This window comes from Pseudomonas sp. TE21435 (genome assembly GCF_056279265.1).
In genome coordinates, this window is record NZ_JBWBQZ010000001.1 from 1,800,874 (window position 1) to 1,824,498 (window position 23,625).

The 23,625-nt window shown below is 66.6% G+C and carries 23 protein-coding genes; 12 read left to right on the forward strand and 11 right to left on the reverse strand.

Annotated elements, in window-relative coordinates; genetic code table 11:
* The first annotated feature begins 78 nt into the window (after nt 1-78).
* The 9 genes from ACZ9C1_RS07995 to ACZ9C1_RS08035 all read left to right on the forward strand — a co-directional run bounded on the left by ACZ9C1_RS07995 (nt 79) and on the right by ACZ9C1_RS08035 (nt 7,414).
* Nucleotides 79-1,272 (forward strand): PepSY-associated TM helix domain-containing protein, encoded by a 1,194-nt coding sequence (locus tag ACZ9C1_RS07995; RefSeq protein WP_139670404.1) that lies wholly within the window; start codon nt 79-81, stop codon nt 1,270-1,272.
* A 114-nt stretch (nt 1,273-1,386) separates the two neighbouring features.
* Nucleotides 1,387-2,571 carry a PepSY-associated TM helix domain-containing protein gene (locus tag ACZ9C1_RS08000; protein WP_277504697.1) on the forward strand — a complete coding sequence of 395 codons (1,185 nt, stop codon included), beginning with the start codon at nt 1,387-1,389 and terminating at the stop codon, nt 2,569-2,571.
* Nucleotides 2,568-3,104 (forward strand): thiamine pyrophosphate-binding protein, encoded by a 537-nt coding sequence (locus ACZ9C1_RS08005; RefSeq protein WP_094012606.1) that lies wholly within the window; start codon nt 2,568-2,570, stop codon nt 3,102-3,104. The genes ACZ9C1_RS08000 and ACZ9C1_RS08005 overlap by 4 nt, the downstream gene beginning before the upstream one ends.
* Nucleotides 3,101-3,418: a hypothetical protein gene (locus ACZ9C1_RS08010; RefSeq protein WP_028692195.1), complete on the forward strand. Its 318-nt coding sequence runs from the start codon at nt 3,101-3,103 to the stop codon at nt 3,416-3,418. The genes ACZ9C1_RS08005 and ACZ9C1_RS08010 overlap by 4 nt, the downstream gene beginning before the upstream one ends.
* Nucleotides 3,415-3,984 carry a DUF6162 family protein gene (locus ACZ9C1_RS08015; protein ID WP_111533129.1) on the forward strand — a complete coding sequence of 190 codons (570 nt, stop codon included), beginning with the start codon at nt 3,415-3,417 and terminating at the stop codon, nt 3,982-3,984. Before ACZ9C1_RS08010 ends, ACZ9C1_RS08015 begins: the two co-directional genes overlap by 4 nt.
* 10 nt (nt 3,985-3,994) lie before the next feature.
* Nucleotides 3,995-4,906: a metal ABC transporter substrate-binding protein gene (locus ACZ9C1_RS08020; RefSeq protein ID WP_198755755.1), complete on the forward strand. Its 912-nt coding sequence runs from the start codon at nt 3,995-3,997 to the stop codon at nt 4,904-4,906.
* Nucleotides 4,903-5,649, forward strand: coding sequence for a metal ABC transporter ATP-binding protein (locus tag ACZ9C1_RS08025; protein WP_110703810.1), 747 nt, complete (start codon nt 4,903-4,905; stop codon nt 5,647-5,649). Before ACZ9C1_RS08020 ends, ACZ9C1_RS08025 begins: the two co-directional genes overlap by 4 nt.
* A complete protein-coding gene (locus ACZ9C1_RS08030) occupies nt 5,649-6,548 on the forward strand; it encodes a metal ABC transporter permease (RefSeq protein ID WP_023633107.1) in 900 nt (299 codons plus the stop codon). Before ACZ9C1_RS08025 ends, ACZ9C1_RS08030 begins: the two co-directional genes overlap by 1 nt.
* Nucleotides 6,545-7,414 (forward strand): metal ABC transporter substrate-binding protein, encoded by an 870-nt coding sequence (locus tag ACZ9C1_RS08035; RefSeq protein ID WP_476253848.1) that lies wholly within the window; start codon nt 6,545-6,547, stop codon nt 7,412-7,414. Before ACZ9C1_RS08030 ends, ACZ9C1_RS08035 begins: the two co-directional genes overlap by 4 nt.
* Nucleotides 7,415-7,456: 42 nt before the next feature.
* Here ACZ9C1_RS08035 and ACZ9C1_RS08040 read toward each other — a convergent pair whose 3' ends face one another.
* From ACZ9C1_RS08040 to ACZ9C1_RS08080, 9 genes are all read right to left on the reverse strand, one after another.
* Entirely contained in the window at nt 7,457-8,527 is a 1,071-nt protein-coding gene (locus ACZ9C1_RS08040) for a DUF1615 domain-containing protein (protein WP_476254566.1), read from the reverse strand.
* Between the two features lie 8 nt (nt 8,528-8,535).
* On the reverse strand, nt 8,536-9,087 hold the full coding sequence (locus ACZ9C1_RS08045; RefSeq protein WP_457377856.1) for a hydrolase: 552 nt from the start codon (nt 9,085-9,087) through the stop codon (nt 8,536-8,538).
* 969 nt (nt 9,088-10,056) lie between these two features.
* On the reverse strand, nt 10,057-10,776 hold the full coding sequence (locus tag ACZ9C1_RS08050) for a thioesterase II family protein (RefSeq protein ID WP_277504713.1): 720 nt from the start codon (nt 10,774-10,776) through the stop codon (nt 10,057-10,059).
* Between the two features lie 4 nt (nt 10,777-10,780).
* Entirely contained in the window at nt 10,781-11,002 is a 222-nt protein-coding gene (locus tag ACZ9C1_RS08055; protein ID WP_023632740.1) for an MbtH family protein, read from the reverse strand.
* A 163-nt stretch (nt 11,003-11,165) separates the two neighbouring features.
* Nucleotides 11,166-12,560, reverse strand: a complete 1,395-nt coding sequence (locus ACZ9C1_RS08060) for an efflux transporter outer membrane subunit (RefSeq protein ID WP_476253849.1) — start codon at nt 12,558-12,560, stop codon at nt 11,166-11,168.
* Nucleotides 12,557-15,640, reverse strand: a complete 3,084-nt coding sequence (locus ACZ9C1_RS08065) for a MexW/MexI family multidrug efflux RND transporter permease subunit (RefSeq protein ID WP_457377854.1) — start codon at nt 15,638-15,640, stop codon at nt 12,557-12,559. The genes ACZ9C1_RS08060 and ACZ9C1_RS08065 overlap by 4 nt, the downstream gene beginning before the upstream one ends.
* A gap of 18 nt (nt 15,641-15,658) precedes the next feature.
* A complete protein-coding gene (locus ACZ9C1_RS08070; RefSeq protein WP_457377853.1) occupies nt 15,659-16,753 on the reverse strand; it encodes an efflux RND transporter periplasmic adaptor subunit in 1,095 nt (364 codons plus the stop codon).
* 14 nt (nt 16,754-16,767) lie between these two features.
* Nucleotides 16,768-17,253, reverse strand: coding sequence for a DUF2165 family protein (locus ACZ9C1_RS08075; protein WP_110701571.1), 486 nt, complete (start codon nt 17,251-17,253; stop codon nt 16,768-16,770).
* Between the two features lie 240 nt (nt 17,254-17,493).
* Nucleotides 17,494-18,708 carry a sugar transporter gene (locus ACZ9C1_RS08080; protein WP_102685047.1) on the reverse strand — a complete coding sequence of 405 codons (1,215 nt, stop codon included), beginning with the start codon at nt 18,706-18,708 and terminating at the stop codon, nt 17,494-17,496.
* Between the two features lie 219 nt (nt 18,709-18,927).
* Here ACZ9C1_RS08080 and ACZ9C1_RS08085 point away from each other — a divergent pair, with 219 nt between their 5' ends.
* The gene (locus ACZ9C1_RS08085; RefSeq protein WP_258600547.1) at nt 18,928-20,244 is read left to right on the forward strand and encodes a hypothetical protein; all 1,317 of its coding nucleotides are present in this window, start codon (nt 18,928-18,930) and stop codon (nt 20,242-20,244) included.
* Nucleotides 20,245-20,278: 34 nt separating this feature from the next.
* Here the strand turns inward: ACZ9C1_RS08085 and ACZ9C1_RS08090 are convergent, their stop codons facing one another.
* Nucleotides 20,279-21,271: a bile acid:sodium symporter family protein gene (locus tag ACZ9C1_RS08090; protein WP_102685049.1), complete on the reverse strand. Its 993-nt coding sequence runs from the start codon at nt 21,269-21,271 to the stop codon at nt 20,279-20,281.
* 133 nt (nt 21,272-21,404) lie between these two features.
* Between ACZ9C1_RS08090 and ampC the strand changes: the two genes are divergently transcribed.
* Together ampC and ACZ9C1_RS08100 are read left to right on the forward strand one after the other, a co-directional pair.
* Entirely contained in the window at nt 21,405-22,544 is a 1,140-nt protein-coding gene (gene ampC, locus ACZ9C1_RS08095) for a class C beta-lactamase (RefSeq protein ID WP_457377852.1), read from the forward strand.
* Nucleotides 22,545-22,887: 343 nt separating this feature from the next.
* Nucleotides 22,888-23,220: a hypothetical protein gene (locus tag ACZ9C1_RS08100; RefSeq protein ID WP_046855208.1), complete on the forward strand. Its 333-nt coding sequence runs from the start codon at nt 22,888-22,890 to the stop codon at nt 23,218-23,220.
* A 53-nt stretch (nt 23,221-23,273) separates the two neighbouring features.
* Here the strand turns inward: ACZ9C1_RS08100 and ACZ9C1_RS08105 are convergent, their stop codons facing one another.
* Nucleotides 23,274-23,579, reverse strand: coding sequence for a hypothetical protein (locus ACZ9C1_RS08105; RefSeq protein WP_139670384.1), 306 nt, complete (start codon nt 23,577-23,579; stop codon nt 23,274-23,276).
* Nucleotides 23,580-23,625 lie beyond the last annotated feature (46 nt).

Sequence of the window (23,625 nt, forward strand, 5' to 3'; positions counted from 1 at the left end):
GTTTTGCCCTGCTCATGCGTCTCTTTCTGATACGGCCGGGCAATCCGCCCCTTAACTCGCCATTGACACTGTGTACCCATGTCGAAAAAGTCACGCTCGAAAATCTGGTTCCTCGTGCACAGCTGGCTGGCGCTGCCCATCTGGTTCTTCGTGCTCATCGTCTGCGTCACCGGCACCCTGGCGGTGATCAGCAAGGAGATCGTCTGGCTGGCCAATCCGGAAACCCGCGCCAATCCGCCTTCGGATGACGCCCGGCGGTTGTCCTACGACGAGCTGCTGGTGGCCATGCAGCGCGACGAGCCCGGCATCGCCGTGGCCAGCCTGATGACCCTGAGCGAGTCACACTTCGCCATGCTGTCGGATGTCACTTACCCTGACGGCCGCACGCTGAGGGTCTACGTCAACCCCTACACCGGGCATATCCAGGGCGTTCCCCCGCAGTTCAACTTCGAGGAATTCACCCGCGCCCTGCACGGCTGGTGGCTGGTGCCGCACACCAATGGCTACAGCTGGGGCTGGTACCTGGTGTCACTGCTCGGGCTGCCGATGCTGGCTTCGCTGGTCACCGGCCTGGTGATCTACAAACGTTTCTGGAAAGGTTTCTTCAAGCCAACCTTGCGGTTCAATCAGGGCGCGCGGATCTTCTGGGGCGATTTCCACCGCCTGAGCGGCATCTGGTCGATCTGGTTCATCGCGGTGATTTCCATCACCGGCACCTGGTTCCTGATCAAGGCCCTGCTCGCCGACAACCATATCGCCATCTCCAGCCAGCCCATCGTGCCGGTGGTGGCACGGGAGACGGTGCCACTGACCGCCGACGGCAGTCCGACGCCGATGATCAGCCCGGACGAGGCCGTCAGGATCACCCAGCGCGAAATCCCGGGCTTCACCGTCGACTACGTCGGCTTCCCCAGCAACGCCTATGCCCATCTGAGCATCGGTGGCATGAGCTGGTATCCACTGGTGTACCAGAAAGCCGAAATCAACCCTTATACCGGCAAGATGGAAGCCAGCCGCCTGCTGGGCGATCGCAAGGCGGTTGAAATCGTCACCGAATCCATGCGCCCGTTGCACACCGGCGAGTTCGCCGGCCTGACCACCAAGCTGATCTGGTTCTTCTTCGGCCTGCTGCTGAGCATGATGGTGCTCAGCGGCCTGCTGATCTGGAGCAAACGTACCGCCCTGGCCACCGCCAACGCGCTCAAGCGCAGCCAAAAGCAGGCGCGCACGGCCAAGCAGCCGGTTGCAACGGAGGTCACGTCCAGTTCTTGAAACATTTTCTTTCATTTGCTTTGGCAGCTTTCTGATTCTCATTCGTCCTTACTTATGCAGCCCTCCAGGTTGAGCACAGACTCGACCGTATTTTTTTATGCAGAAGACCGACCGATGGCCCGACAATCGAGAAAGAAATCCAATTCCAAGCTGTGGTTTCTGGTGCACAGCTGGCTTGCCCTGCCGATCTGGTTCTTCGTCCTGATCGTCTGCTTCACCGGCATGCTCGCGGTGGTCAGCCAGGAAATCGTCTGGCTGGCCAACGCCGACGTGCGCGCCAGCAAGCCCGACGACGACAGCCAGCGCCTGAGCTACCAGCAAGTGCTCGACGCGATGCACAAGGCCGAACCGGACCTGGCGGTGCGTTTCTTCAGCCAGCCGGACGGTTCGCATTTCGCCCTGCAGGCCTCGGTGACCCGCGCCGACGGCACCCACGCGCTGCTCTACGTCAACCCGTACAGCGGGGCCATCCAGGGCCAGCGCCCGGACTTCGACTTCGAGGCCTTCACCCGCGCCCTGCACGGCTGGTGGCTGGTGCCCTTCACCAACGGCTACAGCTGGGGCTGGTACCTGGTGTCGCTGCTCGGGCTGCCGATGCTCGCCTCGCTGGTCACCGGGCTGGTGGTGTACAAGAAATTCTGGCGCGGCTTCTTCAAGCCCGTGCGCACCGGCCATGGCCGGCGGATCTTCTGGGGCGACCTGCACCGCCTGGCCGGCGTGTGGTCGATCTGGTTCATCGCGGTGATCTCCATCACCGGCACCTGGTTCCTGATCCAGGCGATCCTCGGCGACAACCACGTGACGATTTCCAGCGAGCCCGTCACGCCGGTGATCGCCCGCCAGCAGGTCCCGCAAACCCCCGACGGCAGCCCGGCGCCACGCATCGACCTGGACGAGGCGGCGCGCATCGCCACCCAGGCGGTCCCGGGCCTGGATGTCAGCTTCATCTCGCTGCCCGCCACCGCCTACAGCCACTACAGCATGGGCGGCCGCGGCTGGTACCCGCTGATGTTCCAGACCGCCGAGGTCAACCCCTACACGCGCAACGTCGACGCCCAGTTCCTGCTCGGCGACCGCTCGGCCCTGGAGTTCGTCACCGAATCCATGCGCCCGCTGCACACCGGTGACTTCGGTGGCCTGGCGATCAAGCTGATCTGGTTCTTCTTCGGCCTGGTGCTGACCCTGATGGTGTTCAGCGGCCTGCTGATCTGGACCAAACGCACCGCCCAGGCCACCCGCGCCGCCCTCAAGCGCGGCGAACGCCCGGCGCGCCCAATCACCCTGGAGGCCCACTCTTGAGCCAGACCGACACCCTGCCGCCCAGCGGCCTGAAGCAGCTGTGGCTGAAATGGCGCTTTCACCTGAACATCCTGCTGATCCTCGTGCCGCTGGGCTTCATGCCCAAGTACTTCGCCGACGCCAGCCTGTTCCGCGGCGACAGCGGCCTGGGCGCCAACATCATCCAGGACGTCCAGGTCGGGCGCTGGACCCTGGACCTGGCCGAGCTGCGCGACGAAGCCCCGCGTGCCGAAGGCCCGGCCGGCTACTTCAAGGCTTTCAACGCCGCCTGCGGCAACTGCAACGACGGCGCCAAGGCCATCTACCTGCGGGTGGGCAAGCCGCGCAGCCTGCGCGCCGCCGGCACGATCTTCTTCGGCGCACCGGCGCGCATGGGCACCTCGCTGCCGATCCCGCCACGCACCCGCCCCGACGCCGACATCTGGATCACCATCGAAGGCTGGGACGGCAAGATGTACCAGGCCTCGGTGCCGCTGGCCAAGGCATCCCCCGCCACCGCGGCCTGGCTTGAAAAACAAGGAGGCAACAAATGAAACAGCTGATGCGCAGGCTGGCCCTGCCCCTCTTGGCCCTGGCCGCCACCCCGGCGCTGGCGCACAACCCCATGTGCGAGTGCACCGAGCACGGCGAGCAGATCACCTGCAAGGGCGGTTTCTCCGACGGCAGCGGCGCACCGGGGGTGACCCTGGACGTGATCGGCTACGACGAACAAGTGCTGGTGGCGAGCAAGCTCGGCGATGACTCGACCCTGACCTTCAAGCGCCCCGACGGCGAGTTCTACGTGCTGTTCGACGCCGGCCCCGGCCACGTGGTGGAAGTCGACCACGCCGACATCGGTGCGCCATGAGCCGCGCCCAGGTGGTGCGCCCGGCCGGTGCCGGGCACGAGACCCTCTACGTGCTGCTGGCCGCCGTGCTGATCGTGGTGCTGGCCGCAAGCGTGGTGGCCGTGCGCGGCGAACGCGAGGATGAACAGGCCATCGCCGCCCACCAGCTTGACGCCCGCCGCGACCTCAATGCCGCCGAACAGGGCATCCACACCGACCTGTGGGTGGCCGTCGAGGAGATCCGCGCACTGCGCGAGGACAATGGCGTCGCCCCGGATGCCCAAGCCCTGGCCGACGAGGGGCTGCCACCCTTCGTCAGCGACGCCAGCAGCCAGAGCCGCGGCAGCCACCAGTGGTCGTTGCTGGCCAACGGTGCCTACCTGGGACGCAGCCAGGACGCCCAGGTGGCCGGCAGCTTCCTGGTGATCCTGCCAGCCGCCAGCGATGCCCAGCCGGATGTCTGGCTGCGCCGCGACAGCACCGCCCTGCCCCCGGACGCGCTGGACAGCGATGCGCTGATCGCCGCCGGCTGGCAGCAGATCGTCACCCACTACGACGCCGGGGTCACCCGCCAACACCGTCACTAAGGACCTGCCCATGCTCCGCTTCGCCCGCCACACCCTGGCGCTGCTCCTGGCCTGCGCCCTGCCCGCCCTGGCCCTCGCCGACAACGGCAAGCCCCTGCGCATCGGCATCACCCTGCACCCCTACTACAGCTACGTGAGCAACATTGTCGGCGACAAGGCCGAAGTGGTGCCGCTGATCCCGGCCGGCTTCAACCCGCATGCCTACGAGCCGCGCGCCGAGGACATCAAGCGCATCGGCAGCCTCGACGTGATCGTGCTCAACGGCGTCGGCCACGACGACTTCGCCGACCGCATGATCGCCGCCAGCGAAAAGCCCGACATCAGGACCATCGAGTCCAACGCCAACGTGCCCCTGCTGGCGGCCACCGGCATCGCCGCCCGCGGCGCCGGCAAGGTGGTCAACCCGCACACCTTCCTGTCGATCAGCGCCACCATCGCCCAGGTCAACAACATCGCCCGCGAACTGGGCAAGCTAGACCCCGACAACGCCAAGTTCTATACGCAGAACGCCCGTGCCTACGCCAAGCGCCTGCGTGGCTTGCGTGCCGAGGCCCTGGCCAAGGTCACCCAGGCGCCGGACGCGACCTTCCGCGTGGCCACCATTCACGCCGCCTACGACTACCTGGTGCGCGACTTCGGCCTGGAAGTCACCGCGGTGGTGGAGCCTGCCCACGGCATCGAGCCGAGCCCGGCGCAGTTGAAGAAGACCATCGACCAGCTCAAGGCGCTGGACGTGAAGGTGATCTTCTCGGAGATGGACTTCCCCTCGGCCTATGTCGACACCATCCACCGCGAGTCCGGCGTGCGCATCTACCCGCTCACCCACATTTCCTACGGCGACTACACCAAGGAAAAGTACGAGGTGGAGATGAAGCGCAACCTCGACACCGTGGTCCAGGCCATCCAGGAGAACCGCACGTGACCGCAGCCGCCAACTTCACCAGCGCCTGCGGGCCGCGCATCGAGTTCGACGGCATCGACCTCACCCTCGGCCGCACGCGCATCCTCGAAAACGTGCGTTTCAGTGTCGCCCCGGGCAGCGTGCACGCCATTGTCGGCCCCAACGGCGGCGGCAAGAGCTCGCTGATCAAGACCTTGCTCGGGCAGATGCCGCACCAGGGCCAGCTGACCCTGCACTGGCCCGGCGAGCGCGAGGTGATCGGCTACGTGCCCCAGGCCCTGGAGTTCGACCGCGGCCTGCCGATGACCGTGGACGACTTCATGGCCGCCATGTGCCAGCGCCGTCCGGCGTTCCTCGGCCTGTCGCGGCGCGTGCGCCCGGAAATCGACGCGGCGCTGCAACGGGTGGGCATGCTCGACAAGCGCAAGCGGCGCATGGGCGCCCTCTCCGGCGGCGAGCGCCAGCGCGTGCTGCTGGCCCAGGGGCTGATCCCCGAGCCGCAGTTGCTGGTGCTGGACGAGCCGATGTCGGCCCTCGACGAGGCCGGTATCCAGGTGTTCGAGCAACTGCTGCACGGCTGGCGCCAGGCCGGCACCACCGTGCTGTGGATCGAGCACGACCTCGAAGCGGTGCTGCGCCTGGCCGACCGCGTCACCGGGCTGAGCCGCCAGGTGCTGTTCGACGCCCCGCCGGCCCAGGCCTTGACTCCCGAGCGCCTGCTCGGGCTGTTCTCCGTTCACCCGCGCAGCGAGAGCCTTGCCTGATGAGTTTCGAAACCTTGCGCCAGCTGGTCCAGGACTGGGCCACGGCTGGCTATCTGCCGGAGGCACTGGCCTACGGCTTCGTGGTCAACGCCCTGTTGGCGGGCCTGATGATCGGCCCGGTACTCGGCGGCCTGGGCACCCTGGTGGTGGTCAAGCGCTTTGCCTTCTTCTCCGAGGCGGTCGGCCACGCGGCGCTCACCGGAGTAGCCATCGGCATCCTGCTCGGCGAGCCCTACACCGGCCCGTACGGCAGCCTGTTCGGCTACTGCCTGCTGTTCGGCATCCTGCTCAACTTCCTGCGCAACCGTACCGGCCTGTCGCCGGACACCCTGATCGGCGTGTTCCTCTCGGTGTCGCTGGCCCTGGGCGCGAGCCTGTTGCTGATGCTGGCCGGCAAGATCAACGTGCACATCCTCGAAAACGTGCTGTTCGGCTCGGTGCTCACCGTCAGCGCCCACGACCTGCTGGTGCTGGGCATCGTCGCGGTGCTAGTGCTGGCCCTGGCCCTGCCGTTGTACAACCGCATCATGCTGGCCAGTTTCAACCCGCAGTTGGCGGCGGTGCGCGGGGTGGCGGTGAAGACCCTCGACTACCTGTTCGTGGTGCTGGTGACCCTGGTCACGGTGGCCTCGGTCAAGGTGATCGGTGCGATCCTGGTCGGCGCCCTGCTGGTGATTCCGGCGGCGGCGGCGCGGCTGGTCAGCCAGTCGCTCAAGGGCTTCTTCTTCGTCTCGGTAATCATCGCCACCCTGAGCACGTTGCTCGGCATCCTGCTGCCGATCGTCTTCGACCTGCCGGTGCCCTCGGGCGCGGCGATCATCCTGGTCGCCGGGATCTGCTTCGCCCTCTGCGCCCTGGCCCGCGCCCTCGTCCCACGCCTGCAAGGAAACCCGGCATGACCCTGAAGAAACTCACCCTGGCCCTGGCCCTGAGCGGCATGCCGCTGCTGGCGGGCGCCACCGACGTACTGACCACCCTGCCGGTGACCCACAGCCTGGCCAGCGCCTTGCTCGACGGCACCTCGGTGCAGCTCAAGCGCGCCGCACCGGCCAACCTTCCGGCCAGCCGCCAGCCCTCGTACTTCAGCGGCCGCGGCGGCGCCAGCCTGCACAAGGTGGCGCAACAGGCCGACGCGGTGATCGGCGTGCGCTCGATCTGGCGCGACGACCCGCTCTACCCCATGGCCCGGCGCAGCAACATCCGGATCGTCGAGATCGACGCCGCGCGCCCGGTGGACGGCGCCCTGCCCGGCATCGCGGTCAAGGGCGACGAAGCCTTCGCCGCCTACCCGTGGCTCAACCCGACCAACCTGGGGCGCATGGCCGATGTCGTGGCCAATGACCTGGAGCGCCTCTCGCCAGCGGACAAAGCGAAGATCCAGGCCAACCTGGCCGGCATCAAGCGGCAGATGCTGGAGCTGACCGCCAACAGCCAGACGCGCCTGGCCGAGGTCGACAACCTGACCGTAGTCAGCCTGTCCGAACGCCTGGGCTACCTGGCCAGCGGGCTGAACCTGGACGTGGTCGAGCAGGCGCTGCCGGCCGACGACAAGTGGGATGAAGCGGCGCTCAAGGCGCTTGAAGACAACCTCAAGGCGCAGGACGTCGCGCTGGTGCTGCACCATCGCCAGCCAGATGCCAAGGTAGCCGAAGTGATCGCCGCCGCCGGGGCGAAGCTGCTGGTGGTGGAGAGCGACGCGGACGATACCGTCGCCGGGCTCAAGGCCAGTGTCGAGCAGGTGGTCAAGGCGCTTGGCAACAGTTGAAGCTTTTGCAGGAGCGGCGGTGCCGCTCCTGCATGAACCACGTCAACGCTTCATGCAACGCTGATAACGCTCATCCACCCTTCCGGCAAACCACGCCGTGGTCAGCTTGCGAGTGATCTTCGGACTTTTCAGCTCGATCCCCGGCAGCACCGCCCTTGGCAAGGGCTTGCCGGCCTTTGCTTCAGCCAGGGCAAAGACCTTGCGGTACAGCTCGGTCTCCTCCAGCGCCAAGTCGTTCTCTTTCTCCAACTGCGCCCTGATCTGCGGATTACGCAGCCCCAGCTTCGCCCCCAGCTTGCGCGCCGCCTGCTCGGTGGTGCCGGGCATGATCGCACCGGGGGCGATCAGGTCGCCGTCGAGCGCCAGCGGCACCCCACTGGCCCGGCTCAGCGCCGCCTGGAACGCGGCGTTGCGGCTGGCGTACCAACCCGCGTTGAAGTCGGCGAAGCGGTACAGCTGGCGCGGGTAATGGGTGGGGTAGCCCAGCAGATGGGCGATACCGAAGTACATCCCGCCACGGCGGCTGAACACTTCCTGGCGAATGCTGCCCGGGTGGTCGTAGGGATAGCCTTTGGCGTGTTGTTCGGCAAAATCCACGCTGACCTGCATCGGCCCGCCGGTGCGCACCGGGTTCAGCCCGCCCAGCAGCGAACGCCCCAGCGGCAGGCCACCGATCACCTCGTCGTACAGGGCGCTCAACTGCTTTTCACTGCGCACGGCGAGCAGGCGTTGCTGGTAGGTCTTGCCGTTGGCCGAAGGCGTGCTCAGGGCGCCATCGACCAGCAGCCGGGGCACATGCAGCCGAGCCGCCCGGCGGTCGATCTCTTCCCGGGCGATGCGGCCCAGGTTTGGCACTTGAGGGTCGGCATTGAAGGTGGACTCCTGCTCGGTCACCGCCAGCACGGCGCACAGGTTGCTCTTGCTCGGGCTGATGTCCTGGGCCTGAAAGGCCACCTGGATATCCTCGGCCCAACCCTGGCGGTCCTTGACCTGGGCCGGCAGCAGGCGCATGAGCTGGGCGCGGACCTTGGCCGGGTCGGCCTCCGGCGCCTCTTCGCGGCGCCCCGCGCAGCCCTGCAGCAGGCCCAGTGCCAGCAGCCCGAAGGCCAACAGACGCCCGTTCAGGGTTGCTCCCCCACCAGGTAGGTCTTGCTGATCTGGCGGAACAGCGGATGGCTGGAGCTTCCTAGCAATTCGAACAGCACCATCTCGCGGGTGACCACCTGCGCCCCGGCATCGCGCATGCGCGCCAGGCCCGCCGCCTTGCTGGCCGGGGTGCGGCTGTCGCAGGCATCCTCGACCACGAACACCTGCTTGCCCAGGGCCAGCAGGCCGAGCACGGTCTGCAGCACGCAGACATGGGTCTCCATGCCACAGACGATCACCTGCTCGCGCGCCAGCAGGCTGGGCGGCAGGCACTCGGCGGCGACGCAGGAGAAGTGCATTTTCTCGACAATCTCAGCGGCTGGCGCCGCGGCCTTGAGGGTGGCCAGGGTGTGGCCCAGACCCTTGGGATACTGCTCGGAGATCACGGTGGGCAGCTCGAGTTCGGCGGTTGCCGCCAGCAGCCAGCGGGCGCGGGCCGCCGTGCCCTCAGGATCGCTCATCGCGCCGATGAGCTTTTCCTGGATATCGACGACCAACAGCGTGGCCTTGCGAGGATCGATCAGCATTGTCAGCCTCATGCCTGGGAAAAAGGCTAGCCTTACCCAGGCGCGGGATGACGTCAATCAAAGCAGCACCTGGGCAAGTTGCCGTTACCGTTGCCGTTGCCGTTGCCGTTGCCGTTGCCGTTGCCGATCAGGAGTCTAGCGCCATACCCAGCTAGCGACAGCTGCGTCAGCCCAGACGCCGCCCGTAACTTCGCGACTTCAGGAGGCCGAACGCAGGTCTTGCGGAGGGAGGTGACGGGCATGGATGCCCGTCAAGCGCTGCGCCCCAGGATGGGGCGTTCAGCGCGGTCCTCCTGGGAGCAAGGCCGGAGTGAGGGAACCCGGAGCGAAGCGGAGGGCCGGATGAATGGAGCGCACGGTTTTTGGTTCCTTTTTGCCACGACAAAAAGGAACTCGCCGTAAAGGCGAAAAGGTGACTGTGCGTCGACATCGCAAATGAATGCGCTTACAACTATAAAAACCGATGCCGATTGACTTTGACTTTGACTTTGACTTACACAGCGTGCGTCTCGAAAGTTATATGCGCATTCAATTGCGATGGTGACGCATAATCACCTTTCCGCCCTTACGGCGGGTCCCTTTTTGAAGGATCAAAAAGGAACCAAAAAATCCTCGCTCCATTCATCCGGCCCCTACGCTTCGCTCCGGGGTCCCCTCACTCCGGCCTTGCTCCCGGGAGGACCGCGCTGAACGCCCCATCCTGGGGCGCAGCGCTTGACGGGCATCCATGCCCGTCACCTCCCTCCGCAAGACCTCCGTTCGGCCTCCTGAAGTCGCAATTTGTGTCGCCTGAACTATCGCGCACTTAGAAGCAAAAGCAGAGCAAGAGCAAGAGCAAGAGCAAGAAAATAAGTTTTGGATTGGGAGTTGAAAGTTCTTATATGCAGTCAGGCCTCTCGCCGATAACCAGGCATGAGGCCACTGCAGAATTATCAAACTGTAAGAGAATTCTATAAACCGCCCTGTCCATCACGCACAAAGCCGCAATGGCTCCAACGTCCTGCACAGCACATCAAGCACACGATCTTCATGCTCATGTATAAAGAAATGCCCTCCCGGAAACTTCGCCAGCGAATACTCGCCAACCGTCTCCCGCCCCCAGGCCTGCAATTGTTCATCATTGGCGCGATCGTTCTCGCCGGCGAATACATGCAAGGGACATTGCAATGGCAGGCGCTGCTCATACGCATAACGGCCGCAAAGCAGGAAATCCGCCTGCACGATCGGCAAGGCCAGGCTCATGAGCTCTTCGTTGGCCAGCACCTCCTCGGAGGTACCACCCAACTTGCGCAATTCGGCGATCAATTCGGCATCGCCACGCGGCTCGGTCCATTTGCCACCGGCGTAATCCTCGCGCCGGGTCGGCGCTGCGGTGCCGCAGGCGAACAAGGCCACAGGCGGCGGGCAGCCGAGTGCACGCAACTCATGGGCCAGCTCGAAGGCGACCAGCGCCCCCAGGCTGTGGCCGAGCACGGCGTAAGGCGCATGGGTGACGGCGCGCTGCTCATGGGCCAACTGCCGGGCCAGGGCCCGCAGGTCGGTATGCAGCGGGTCAGCCATGCGCGCGCCGCGCCCGGGCAGCTCCACCGGGCGCACCTGCAGCCAGGCCGGCAGCTTGCGCCGCCAGCGGCTGTAGACCATCGCACTGGCACCGGAATACGGCAGGCACAACAGGTTCAGGGTCGACACCGCCTTACTGCGCCGCGACTTCGGCCATTTTCTGGCGCAGGCTCAGGGGCCGCATGTCGGTCCAGACTTCGTCGATGTAGGCCAGGCAGTCCTTCTTCAGGCCGCTCTTGCCCACCGCGCGCCAGCCATTGGGGATCGCCTTGTAGTCGGGCCAGATGGAATACTGCTCTTCGTGGTTGACCACTACCTGGAACTGGATATCGTCGCGGTCGAAAACGGAAGTCATTGCCTGTCTCCTTGAATGATGAGGGCCGAACGCGCCGGGCGCAGGGCGGCTTCCATGAAAACGAAAGGCGCGCGGGGAAAATTAGGCCATTGCTCGTGGCCTTGCCAAAGGAGGGAAGCCCGCATGTCTTGCCGGGCTGCCACAGCGTACCTGGCAACACAGGCTACATCGCCTCGCTCCCCCACCCCAAGGCCTTGTACAGCGCAATCGCATCCAGATACGAGGCCGTCTCCGCCTCCGCCACCTCGCGCTTGATCGAGAACAGCGCACGCTGGTTCTCGAGCACCGCCAGGTAGGTGCCGGCGCCGCGCCGATAGCGCTTGTTGGCGATATCGATGGCCTCGCTGCCGTGCCCGGCGGAGGCCACCAGGCTTTGCAGCCGTGCCTGGTTGCGCACCAACTGCGTGACGGCGTTCTCCACTTCCTCGCGGGCCAACAGCACCGCCTGCTGGTAGCGCGCCTGGCTGCCCTCGGCCAGCGCCTCGCGCACCCGCAGGCGCGCACGGGCATTGCCCAGGCGCAAGGCCGGCCAGGTGACCATCGGCGCCAGCTCATAAGCACGGGCCGCGCTGCCCAGGTCGCCGCTGCGCAAGGCGAAGAAACCAATGAAACCGCCCAGGTCCAACCGTGGGTACAGCTCGGCGGTGGCCGCGCCGACATCCTCGGTGCTGGCCGCCAGCTCACGCTCGGCACTGACCACATCAGGTCGCTGGCCAATCAGCGCATCAACGTCACCCAGCGGCAACTGGCGCGCCAACGGCGGCAGGAACGGCGCGGCGCCCTGCTCCTGGCTGCCCGGCACCTGCCCGGTCAACACATCGAGGCGATAGCTGGCCTGCTCGATGGCCGCCTGCAACGGCGGTACCGCCGCCTCGCTGAGCAGCAGGTTGGCATGGGCGTTCTGCTGGTCTTCGTACTGGCCACTGCCGGCGCGCACCTGGGCGCTGGTCAGTTGCAGGGTCTCGCGCCAGGCCTCGACCTGATCCTCGGCCACCACCAGGCTGCGTTTGAGCCCGAGCTTGAGGTAGTAATTGCGCGCCACCTCGGCGGCGATGCTCAAGCGCACCTGGCGCAGGTCAGCCGCCGCCGCGTCGGCACGCGCCTCGGCGGCGTCGGTCAGGCGCTGCAGGCGGCCGAACAGGTCGATCTCCCACTGCACGTCGAATCCGGCGCGGTACTGCTCGGTGCGCATGCGCCGCGGGTCGCTGCCATCGACCGGTTGCTGCTGCTCCAGGCTCTGGTTGTAGCCAGCGCGGGCGGTGACCCAGGGGTAGCGGTCGAGGCTGCGGTCGTCGAACAGCGCCCGCGCCGCCAGCAGGTTGGCATGGGCCTGGCGGATATCGTGGTTGTTGACCAGGGCCTGGTCGACCAGACGCACCAGCTGCGGATCGTCGAAGAACCGCCACCACTGCTCCGGCATCTCGCCACGGGCGGCGAAGGCGGCGCGCTGCGGACTGTGCAGGCCACTGGCAGGTGCCTCGGGCTTGCGGTAGTCGGGGCCGACGCTGCAGGCCGACAAGGCCAGGGCCAGCAGGGATACGACGAATACCGGCTTCATGGCTGCCCCTCCAGGGTATCGGCCAACGATCGGGCCCGTGCCGAACGCGCCGTGCTGGCATGGTCACGGGCCAGCAGGCTGTAGATGGTCGGCAGCACGAACAGGGTGAACAAAGTGCCGACCAGCATCCCGGTGACAATCACCACGCCGAGCCCGAAGCGGCTGGCAGCACCGGCACCGGAGGCGAACAACAGCGGGATCAGCCCCACCACCATGGCCGCCGTGGTCATCAGGATCGGCCGCAAGCGGATCTGCGCTGCCTTGCCGATGGCCGTGCGCCGGTCCAGGTGCTGCTCGGCCTGCAAGGTGTTGGCAAATTCGACCATGAGGATGCCGTGCTTGCTGATCAGACCGATCAGCGTCACCAGGCCGATCTGCGTGTAGATGTTCACCGTGGCCACCCCCAGCGCCAGCGGTAGCAGGGCACCGCTGATCGACAGCGGCACGGTGATCAGGATGATCAGCGGATCGACCAGGCTTTCGTACTGCGCCGCCAGCACCAGGTAGATCACCACCACGGCGGCGAGGAAGGCCAGCATCAGGGCGTTGCCCTCCTGCTGGTACTGGCGCGCGTCGGACTGCCAGTCGATGCTGAAGCCCGCCGGCAGTTCGGCGGCGGCCTGCTCGAGGAAGGCCACGGTGTCGCCCAGGGTGACGCCAGCCGCCGGAATACCCTGGAAGGTCGCGGCGTTCTGCTGGTTGAACTGGGTCAGGCGGTTGGGCTCGACCTGCTCGCTGACCTGCACCACGGTGGACAGCGGCACCAGCCGGCCCTCCTCGCTGCGCACGTACTGCCGGGTCAGGGCCTGCGGGGTCAGGCGCTGGTCACGCGGGCTCTGCGCGATCACATCATAGGAGCGGCCATCCAGGCCGAAGCGGTTGAGGTAGTTCTCGCCCACCAGCACCGCCAGCGACTCGCCGATGTCCTGCATGCGGATACCCATGCTGTTGGCCTTGGCCCGGTCGACCCGCACCTGCACCACCGGGTTGTTGTAGTCCAGGTCGCTGTCGACCACGGCGAACAGGCCGCTCTGCCGCGCCTTGGCCTTGACCTGCTCCATGGTGTCGAACAGCACCCGGTAGTCCTGCGAGCTGCGCAGCACCATCTGCACCGGCAGGCCACCGGTGGAGCCCGGCAGCGCGGGCAGCTGGAAGGCGAAGATGCTGGTGCCCTCGACATCGTTCACCGCCGCCTGCAGGTCGAGCTGGATCTGCGAGGCATTGCGTTCGCGCTCGCCCCATGGCTGCAGGTTGATGCCGCCGATGCCCGAGGCGATGCCGTCGCTGCCGTTGATGATCCAGGTGCTGACGGTTTCCGGCAGGGTCCGGTAGACCGCATCGAGCTTGTCGGCGAAGCGCTCCACATAGGCCAGGTTGGCGTGCTGCGGCGCCTTGATCGCGGTGAGCAGCCCGGCCTGGTCCTCGGTCGGCGCCAGCTCGCGCTGCGGCAAGGCGTACAGCAGCGGCAGGCTGACCAGCACCAGCAAGGCGAAACCGACGCTGATCCAGCGGTGTTTCAGCGAGAAGCCCAGCACATGGGCGTAGCGCTCGGCCAGCCAGTCGAAGAAACGGTTGGCCGCATGGGCCATGCGCCCCTCGGACTGGCGGGCGTCGAGCAGGAACGAGCTCATCACTGGCGACAGGGTCAGGGCCACCACGCCGGAGACCACCACCGCCCCGGCCAGGGTCAGGGCGAACTCGCGGAACAGCGCGCCGGTCAGGCCGCCCATCATGCCGATCGGCGCGTACACCGCCGCCAGGGTGATGGTCATGGCGATCACCGGCCCGGCCACCTCACGGGCGCCGATCAATGCCGCCGCCACCGGCGTGCGCCCTTCCTCGATATGGCGGTGGACGTTCTCCACCACGACAATGGCGTCGTCCACCACCAGCCCCACCGCGAGCACCATGGCCAGCAGGGTGAGCAGATTGACGCTGAAACCGAAGGCCAGCATCAGCGCCGCGGCCCCGAGCATCGACAGCGGGATGGTCACCACCGGAATCAGCACCGTGCGCAGCGAGCCCAGGCACAGGTAGATCACCACCACGACGATTGCCAGGGCCTCAAGCAAGGTCTTGGTGACCTCGTCGATGGAGGCCTGGATGAAGCGCGCCGTCTCGAAGGCAAGCTCGGCCTTGACGTCCGGCGGCAGGGTCTGGCGAATCTGCGGCAGCAATTGGCGGATGCCGTCGACGATCACCAGCGGGTTGCCGCCCGGGGTGGCGAACAGCCCCAGATGCACCGCCGCTACGCCGTCCATGCTGGCGCTGGTCTCGGCCGAAGCCGCGCCCAGCTCGACCGTGCCGATATCGCGGATGCGCACCAGGCCGTTGCCGTCGTTGCGGATCACCAGCTCGCGGAAATCGCCGACCGAGGTCAGGTCGGTGTCGACGCGGATGTTGGCGATCACGTACTGGCCCTTCACCTTGCCCGGCGCCGCCTGGTAGTTGTTGCGGCGCACCGCCTCGGCCACGTCGGCCGCGGTCAGGCCCCGGGCGGCCAGGCGCGCCGGGTCGATCCACAGGCGCATGGACAGGGTCTGGCCGCCGAACACCTGGACCTTGGCCACGCCCTCGATGGTGCTGAGCAGCGGCTCGACCACCCGGGTGAGGTAGTCGGTCATGGCCGGGATCGGCAGGCTCGCGCTGGCGAAGCCGATGTAGGCCACCGCCGTGGACTCGCCCGCCGAGCGCTCGATCACCGGATCGTAGGCCCGCTCCGGCAGGCGGAAGCGCACCTGGTTGACCTTGGCCATCACCTCGGTGAGGGCCTGGGTCGAGTCGCGGTTCAGCTCCATGCGCACGGTCACCAGGCTACGGCCCTGCACCGACGAGGACGACAGGTAGTCGATACCTTCCACCGACGACACCGCCTGGGCGATCGGCTGGGTGACGAAACCCTGCATTAGCTCGGCGGGGGCGCCGGGGTACTCGGTGGTCACGGTGATGGTCGAGCTTTCCAGCAAGGGGTACTGGCGGATCGGCAACTGCAGCAGCGACAGCAGCCCCAGCAGCAGGATCAAGGTGCTGACCACCAGCGCCAGCACAGGCCGGCGCACGAACAGGTCGGTGAATGTCATGGCGTTTTCTCGCTGGGGTCAGGCGCCGCTGGCCGGGGCCTGCAGGGTGTCTTCGGTGGCTTGCACGGCGGCGCCGTCGCTCAGGCGCAACTGCCCGGACACCACTACCTGGTCGTCCTCGCGCAAGCCCTGCTCGATCACCACCCGCCCGGCCTGGCGTTCACCGGTACGCACTGCCACGCGCTGTACCACCAGGGCATCGGCGGCGGCATCGTGGCGGGCGATGAACACCGTGTCGCCGTAAGCGGTGTAGGCAACGGCGGTTTCCGGGACGGTCAGCACCTGGCCGTCATCGGGGCTGGCAACCTGCACGCTGGCATACATGCCGGCCGACAGGCGCGCATCGGGCTTGGCCAGGGTGGCCTGCACCTGCACCGTGCGCGAACGGCCGATCAAGGGGTCGATGGCGGTGATGTGCGCGGTGAAGGCCTTATCGGGGAACGCATCCAACCGCACCTCGACCGCCTGGCCGGTGCGCAGCTGGGCGCTGAGCTGCTCCTCGAGGGAGAAGTTGACGTACAGGCTGCGGGTGTCGATCAGGCTGACCACCGGGTCGCCGACATTGAGGTACTGGCCCTGGTTCACCCGGCGGATACCCAGGCGCCCGTCGAAGGGTGCGCGCACCGCCTTCTGGGCGATCACCGCCTCGGTACGGGCCAGCTCGCCCTGGGCCATGTCGCGGGCCGCCAGGGCGTTGTCCAGCTGTTCCTGGGTGGCGGCGTTCTCGCGCAGCAGGTCCTTGACGCGCCGGTAGTTGGTCCGCGCATTGTCCAGCTGGGCCTTCAGGCGCAGGCGCTCGGCCTGCTCCGGGGCATCGTTGAGGGTGACCAGCACATCACCCTTGCGCACCTGCTGGCCGGAGCTGAAGTTGATCGCCGTCACCCGCCCGCCGATCTCGGCCGACACCAGCACCTGGTGCACCGCCTCCAGCTCGCCGACGCCGGCGAAGGCGCGTTTCTGCGGTGCTTTCTGTACCGTGGCCAGGGCCACCTTGACCAGGTGCCGCGGCGCGGCTGCCGTGGCCTGGGCCTGCCCGGTGTGGCGCCAGGCCAGGCCACCGGCGGTGGCCAGGGCCAGCACCAGGGCACTGCCAAGTATTGCCTTGCTATTCATTGCGCGTCCTCGCCTCAGGCCCAATCCAGGTTGAACAGGAAGAACGCCAGGGTCGCCCACAGCACCAGCACCAGGTGGGTGAGCTGCAGGCCTTCCTGGCGTATCCAGTAGCCGAACCACAGGCCCCCGAGCAGCATGGCGAAAGTGAAGGCGAGGAAGGCGCCAAGTGCCAGGTTCAACCAGGCCCGGGCCAGGAGCGGATCCTGGGCGACGATCAGCCCATAGGTGCCGACCCAGGCCGCCAGGCTGGCGACGATCTGCAGCAGCAGGATCACCAGCAGCGCGGCGCGGGCCAAGCCTGCCGAATGACAGGCCCTGCGCAACAAGGGGAATTCGATGGCCGGCGGCTGGCGCAGTGGCGCCATGGCCAAGGTGGCGCCAATGGCGCCGACGGAGCTGGCGAAGGCCTGCAGGTTGTTCAATACCGCGATGCTCAGCCACAACGCCAGGCCCACGGCCTGGATGGCCTGGAACAGCCACAGGGAGGTGTGCAAATCCATATCAACGTCCGTATTGATGGCCTGGGCGGGACGCCAGGCAATTACACAAGAAAACGCTTGGATATTAGAGGCAGCCTTGCCGATACACAAGCGCCCCTATTACAGGGGCGCGTGTTGACAGGGAAGTTGATGCGGATCAGTCGGGAGACATTTGCAGGGCTGGAGGTGCCAGGAACCGGGATTCTTGGTCAATGGAATGCCTGCAAGAGCGGCTTTGACCGCTCCTGCAGAAGGCGTGGTTCACGCCTGCCCAGGCACCCGAGTCAGGGCTTCGCGAAAGCGCTGGGTACTGGCCAGCGCCAGCACCAGGCCGACAACCGCCACGCCGCCCCCCACCAGGCCGATATGCGCCACGCCCACCTGGCTGCTGACAATGCTGCCAAGCAACGCACCGCCACCGATACCGATGTTGTAGATACCGGAGAACAACGCCATGGCCACGTCGGTGGCATCCGAGGCAAGCTTGAGGGTCTTGGACTGCAAGGCCAGGCTGAAGCTCAGGATCGCCACGCCCCAGACCATGCTCAGGGCGGCGAACACCTGGAAATTGCCCGACAGCGGCAACAGCAGCAGCAGGCACGCGGCAAGCGCGCCGATGGCGCCCACCAGGAAGCCATGGGGGAAACGCTCGCTGTAGCGGCTGAACAACACCGAGCCGAACACGCCGGCACCGCCGTACAGCAACAGCAGCAACGTGGTGTGTTCGCCACTGATCCGTGCCACGTGCAGGGCGAAGGGTTCGATGTAGCTGTAGGCAGTGAACTGCGCGGTAATCACCAGGGTTACCAGCATGTAGGTGATCACCAGCGCCGGACGCTTGAACAGCACCGGCAGGCTGCGCAGCGAGCCGGAGTTCTGGCTCGGCAGCAGCGGCAGCGACTTCATCAGGCAGAGCATGGTCGCCAGCGCCACCCCGGCGATACACAGGAAGGTAATGCGCCAGCCCAGCGCCTCACCCACCACACGCCCCAGCGGGATGCCCATGACCATCGCCAGGGTGGTGCCGGTGGCCAGCAGGCCCAGCGCCTTGGCCTGCTGGCCGGGCGGCGCCACGCGCACCGCCAGCGACGCGGTGATGGCCCAGAACACGGCATGGGCCAGGGCGATGCCGATGCGGCTGACCAGCAGCATGGCGAAGCTCTGCGACAGCCACGACATCAGGTGGCTGACGATGAACACCAGGAACACCAGCAGCAGCAGGCGGCGGCGTTCGATGTTGCGGGTCACCAGCATCATCGGCAGCGAGGCCAGTGCCACCACCCAGGCGTAGATGGTCAGCATCAGGCCGACCTGTGCGGTAGTCATCTCGAAGCTGCGGCCGATATCGCTGAGCAGCGCCACCGGGACGAACTCGGTGGTATTGAAGATGAACGCCGCCAGCGCCAGGGCGATGACGCTCAGCCAACTGCCGCTGCCGGCGGTGGGAGGCATGGAGGTGGGGACGGGACCATTCATGTGAAGATGTTTTTCTCCGCGGACAAGGCAACAGGACGCGCATCGCCTGCCCAGGTTCCAGGCCGGTGACGCACGTTTTCTTATTGAAAGGATGTCCGGCATGGTACGCATCAAGGCCGAGCCTCACAACCGCGGGCGCGGACGGAGTACCATGCGCGCCTGCGTGCACCCTTTTGTCGCACATCACCTACCCTGCGGAACAAGGAGTTCGATCCGCCCATGGACAAGCAGCACCCCCAGCAGCAATGGCGCGAGGCGGTCATCGCCTATGCCGAGGCCATCAACCGCTATGTCGCGCAGGGCCGCGCGCAAGGCTGGGACGATCTGGAGGAACCACAGGCGCCGGCCACCGAGCACCTGCTCGACGCCTGGCAGGCGGCGCTGCTGGCCATAAACCGCCCGGGCACCGACGAACAGCAACGCCAGTTGTTCCGCGAAGCCTGGCCCCCGGCGCATCTGCCGCTGTTGCCATTGCTCGACGAACAGGCCCAGGGCATCGGCAACCTGCTGCTGCTCGACGACGGCAGCCTGCTGGTGCGCATCGGCATGCCGTTCGAGCGCGGCCAGGTGCTGCGCCTCGACGACCAGGGCGTCACCCCGGTGATCGGTGTCGAGCACTTCGGGCGCTGCCCAGGGCGGCGCTACTTCGCCCTAGGCAACGCCGAGGGGGTACGCGTGACCGATGGCTGGGGTGGCCCGCAAGTGGCCCGGCTGGCCTGGCCCCATGGTCTGGAAGGGTTACCGGCGGGTTACCCGTTCGACCCCTTCGACCTGCCGCCGACGCCCACTGCGCTGCTGCCCTTCCCCGATGGCCAGCGGGTCCTGCTGGTCAGCAGCGACGGCATCTTCGTGCTTGCCGCCGCTGGTGCCACGCGCCTGCTGCCACGCGAGGACGATATTCTCGAGGAGCTGCGCCAGGGCACTGACCCGGACGACATCGCCCTGGGCCTGACGATGGCACATGCCGCGCTGTCACCGGACGGCAGGCTGGTCGCCCTGGGCGAACAATGCGGCCGTCACCTGGTGCTCGACGAGCAGTTCAGGCGCATCGCAGAGGTCGGCCCGGCCAGCGAGTACCCGCACTTCGCGCTGTTCAACCGCCGGGGCGACCAGCTGATCCTCAATGCCTGCCACTTCTATCAGGGTGGCACCGTCGGCGTGCGGTTGGCCGACCTGCCGGGGCTGGATACCGGTTTCTACAGCAATGATCCGCGCACGCCACTGCTGCAGGACGGCGCAAGGGTCTACGCCGGGGTGGCCCGCGATGGCGAATACATCGTCGGTGACGCCCATGGCTACCTGCGCGCCTTCGGCGAGGACGGCCACGAGCACTGGCAGCACTATCTTGGTTCGACCATCAGCGCGATGGACATCAGCGCCGACGGCCGCACCCTGGTGGTGGCCAGCCATGCCGGGTTCATTTCGCAGATCGCCCTGGACCGTGGCCGACCGCAGTGGCAGATCGGCACGGGGGCGCATGGCGAGGTGCGCCGCTGGTTGTGCTGGAAAGGGTTCGACCGGCCGCTGGCCTGGTAGATCGCTGGCGCGGGCCTGCGGCAACGAATCCGTCTCAGGAAGCCGCCGTCGCCTGCCCGCCCTCCTCGACCCGCGCCGCATAACGCTGCGCCAGCACCGCGCAGACCATCAGCTGGATCTGGTGGAACAGCATCAACGGCAGGATCATTGCCCCAATGCCACCGCCGACGAACAGCACCTGGGCCATGGGCACGCCGGTTGCCAGGCTCTTCTTGGAACCTGCGAAGAGAATGGTGATGCGGTCCTCGACATTGAAGCCCAGCAGCCGCCCGAGCAGCCGCGTGCCGAGCAGCACCACCGCCAGCAGGATCCCGCACACGGCGAACAGGCCCGCCAGGTGCTGCGGCGACACCGTGTGCCACAACCCGGTCACCACCGCCTCGCTGAAGGCGGTGTACACCACCAGCAGGATCGAGCCCTGGTCCACCAGCTTCAGCCAGCGCGCATTGCGCTGGACCCAGGCACCAATCCAGCGGCGGGCGATCTGCCCGGCGACGAAAGGCACCAGCAACTGCAGGGTGATCTTCAGCACCGCATCCAGCCCGGAGCCGGTGTCGCCCGAAGCGCCCAGCAACAGCATCACCAGCAGCGGCGTGAGGAAGATCCCCAGCAGGCTCGAGGCCGCCGCGCTGCAGATCGCCGCAGGCACGTTGCCACGGGCCAGCGAGGTAAAGGCGATGGCCGACTGCACCGTGGCCGGCAAGGCGCACAGGTAGAGCACGCCCAGGTACAGCTCATTGCCCACCAGCGGCACGAACAGCGGCTTGAACGCCAGCCCCAGCAGCGGGAACAGCACGAAGGTGCAGGAGAACACCAGCAGGTGCAGGCGCCAGTGGCCGGCACCGGCGATGATCGCCTCGCGCGACAGCTTGGCGCCGTGCAGGAAGAACAGCAGGCCGATGGCCAGGTTGGTCAGCCAGCCGAACAGCACCGCGCCCTCGCCGGAACACGGCAGCACGGTGGCGATGAACACCACCCCGAGCAGGGCCAGGGTGAAGTTGTCGAACAGCATGCGCAAATATCTCATCACAGATTCCGCCTTGTCTTTGTGCAAGCCTGGACGATAAGGTCTCGGCCTTTAAGCCGCTAACGCCGGAACCCCCGTCAGTGTCGCCCAACGGACAACCCGGCGGCTGAATCACGAAAAGGAACCTTGCACCATGAAACGTCCCCCGCACCTGCTGGTGGCCACTGCCCTGACGCTGGCCGCGCCACCACTGTTGGCAGGCGACCTGCAGCACAGCGTCGATGGCGTCATCCAGCCGCTGATGCGCGAGCACGGCATCGCCGGCATGGCCGTGGCAGTGTATGCCAATGGCCAATCGCATTATTTCAACTACGGCCTGGCCGACAAGGCCCGCGGCCAGGCAGTGACCCGCGATACGTTGTTCGAGGTCGGCTCGGTGAGCAAGACCTACACCGCCACCCTCGCCGCCCTGGCCAGCGCCGAGGGCAAGCTCGACCTCGCGGCGCCCGCCAGCCGCTACCAGCCCGCCCTGGCCAAGGCGCCGATCGGCAGCGCCAGTGTGCTTGAGCTGGGCGCCTACAGCGGCGACTGCCTGCCGCTGCAGTTTCCCGACGAGGTGCAAACGCCTGAACAGACCCTGGCCTGGTTGCAGCACTGGCAACGCCGCGCCGAACCCGGCACCCAGCGCTGCTACTCGAACCCCAGCCTGGGCCTGTTCGGCGACCTGGCGGCGCGTGCGCAACAGCGGCCATTCGCCGAGCTGATGACCCAGGGGCTGCTGCCTCGGTTGGGCCTCGAGCATACCTACCTGGAAGTACCGGCCAACCTCCGGGGCCTCTATGCCCAGGGCTACGACGCCAAGGACAAGCCTGTGCGAGTCAGCCCGGGCCCTTACGCCGAGCAGGCCTACGGCATCAAGACCAGCGCCAGCGACCTGTTGCGCTATGTCCAGTTGCAACTGCAACCGGCCGCGCTCGACCCTGCCCTGCGCCAGGCCATCGCCATCACCCAGGCCGGCTACTTCCAGGTCGGCGCCATGACCCAGGGCCTGGGCTGGGAGCGCTATCCCTATCCGGTCGCCCTCGACACCCTGCTGGACTACAACGGCGCCAGGCTGGTCCGCGAGCCCAACGCCACCCACGCGCTGACCCCGGCACTGCCCGCCGAACCCGCCGCCTGGTACAACAAAACCGGCGCAACCAGCGGTTTTGGCGCCTACGTGGCATTCGTGCCGTCGAAACAGATGGGCATCGTACTGCTGGCCAACCGCAACTACCCCAACGAGGAGCGGGTACGTGTCGCGCAACGCATCCTCTCAAGCCTGGAGCCATGACGGCCGATTCCCGACGCCGGCGAACGGACTCGACAGACACAACGAAGAGGATTGTCCGACAAGATGTAGTGACTAAAAATAATCACTACAAAACGGTTGACGCCCTTCCCGCGCCTTGGGCATGATGAGGCCGTCTCCCTGATCGGGAGCGGTGGCAAGGGTGTTCCAGACGGTCTGCGCGGTAACGCAGGCCGTCCGTGGAGAGGGAAACTGCCCAGAAGGCAGCGTGAGAAAGCCCCTGTTGCGAAGCTGCTGTAGCAGCCTTGGTTAGCGCGCTACATGGTGTGGCGCCAATGTGAACTTCAGACGAACTTCACCAACGAATGTGAGTAATGGGGGCTTTATGATGAACTTGAACAACAATCCAACCATCGACCAACTGGCCCAGCTGTTCGCCGCGCGCAAGGACAGCCTCGACGACCACCTGCTGTGGGTCAGCCAATCCGGCGAGGTCCGCCTGGATCGCCTGCCGCCGAACACGGTCGAAGACGAGTTCGAATCGCACATGCCCAGCATGCGCGCCCGTTTCAAGGTCTACCGCCGTGGCCAGGGCTACGTCGGCAAGAAGGCCGCCGCCGACACCTCCTTCGTCGGTCGCGTACTCGAGACCCTGCAACAAGAATGGCCGACCGCCCGCGAGCGGCAGGCAATCAAGGTGATCGACGCGTTGAACTGATCCCGCGGCTTTACACCGTTTCTTGAGCCCGGCCCGACAAAGGCCGGGCTTTTTCATGCCTGGCGCCTGCGCGGCATCGCTTCGGGCAGCGGCAAGGCGCCCGTGGCCAGGGCGCGGGCACGGTCAACGCCCCACACCAGGGCCCGTGTCATGGTTTCGCCCGGACGCGAGGGGTAGTACTCCTCCAGCAGTGCCTTGCCGTCGCGGGCGTACAGCCCGAGAAACAGCTGCGTGGCGCCAACCCTGGACAGGCGCACCTGCACATCGATGCTGGTGCCGTCGCTCAACTCCTCGTCATGGCTGCGGCTGTGCAACTGCGCATCGGCCCATTGCCAGTAGGTCTCTTCCCTGATTCGCATTGAAGTCGATACTCCGTGTCTGACATGCCGCGCAAGAAAAGCACAG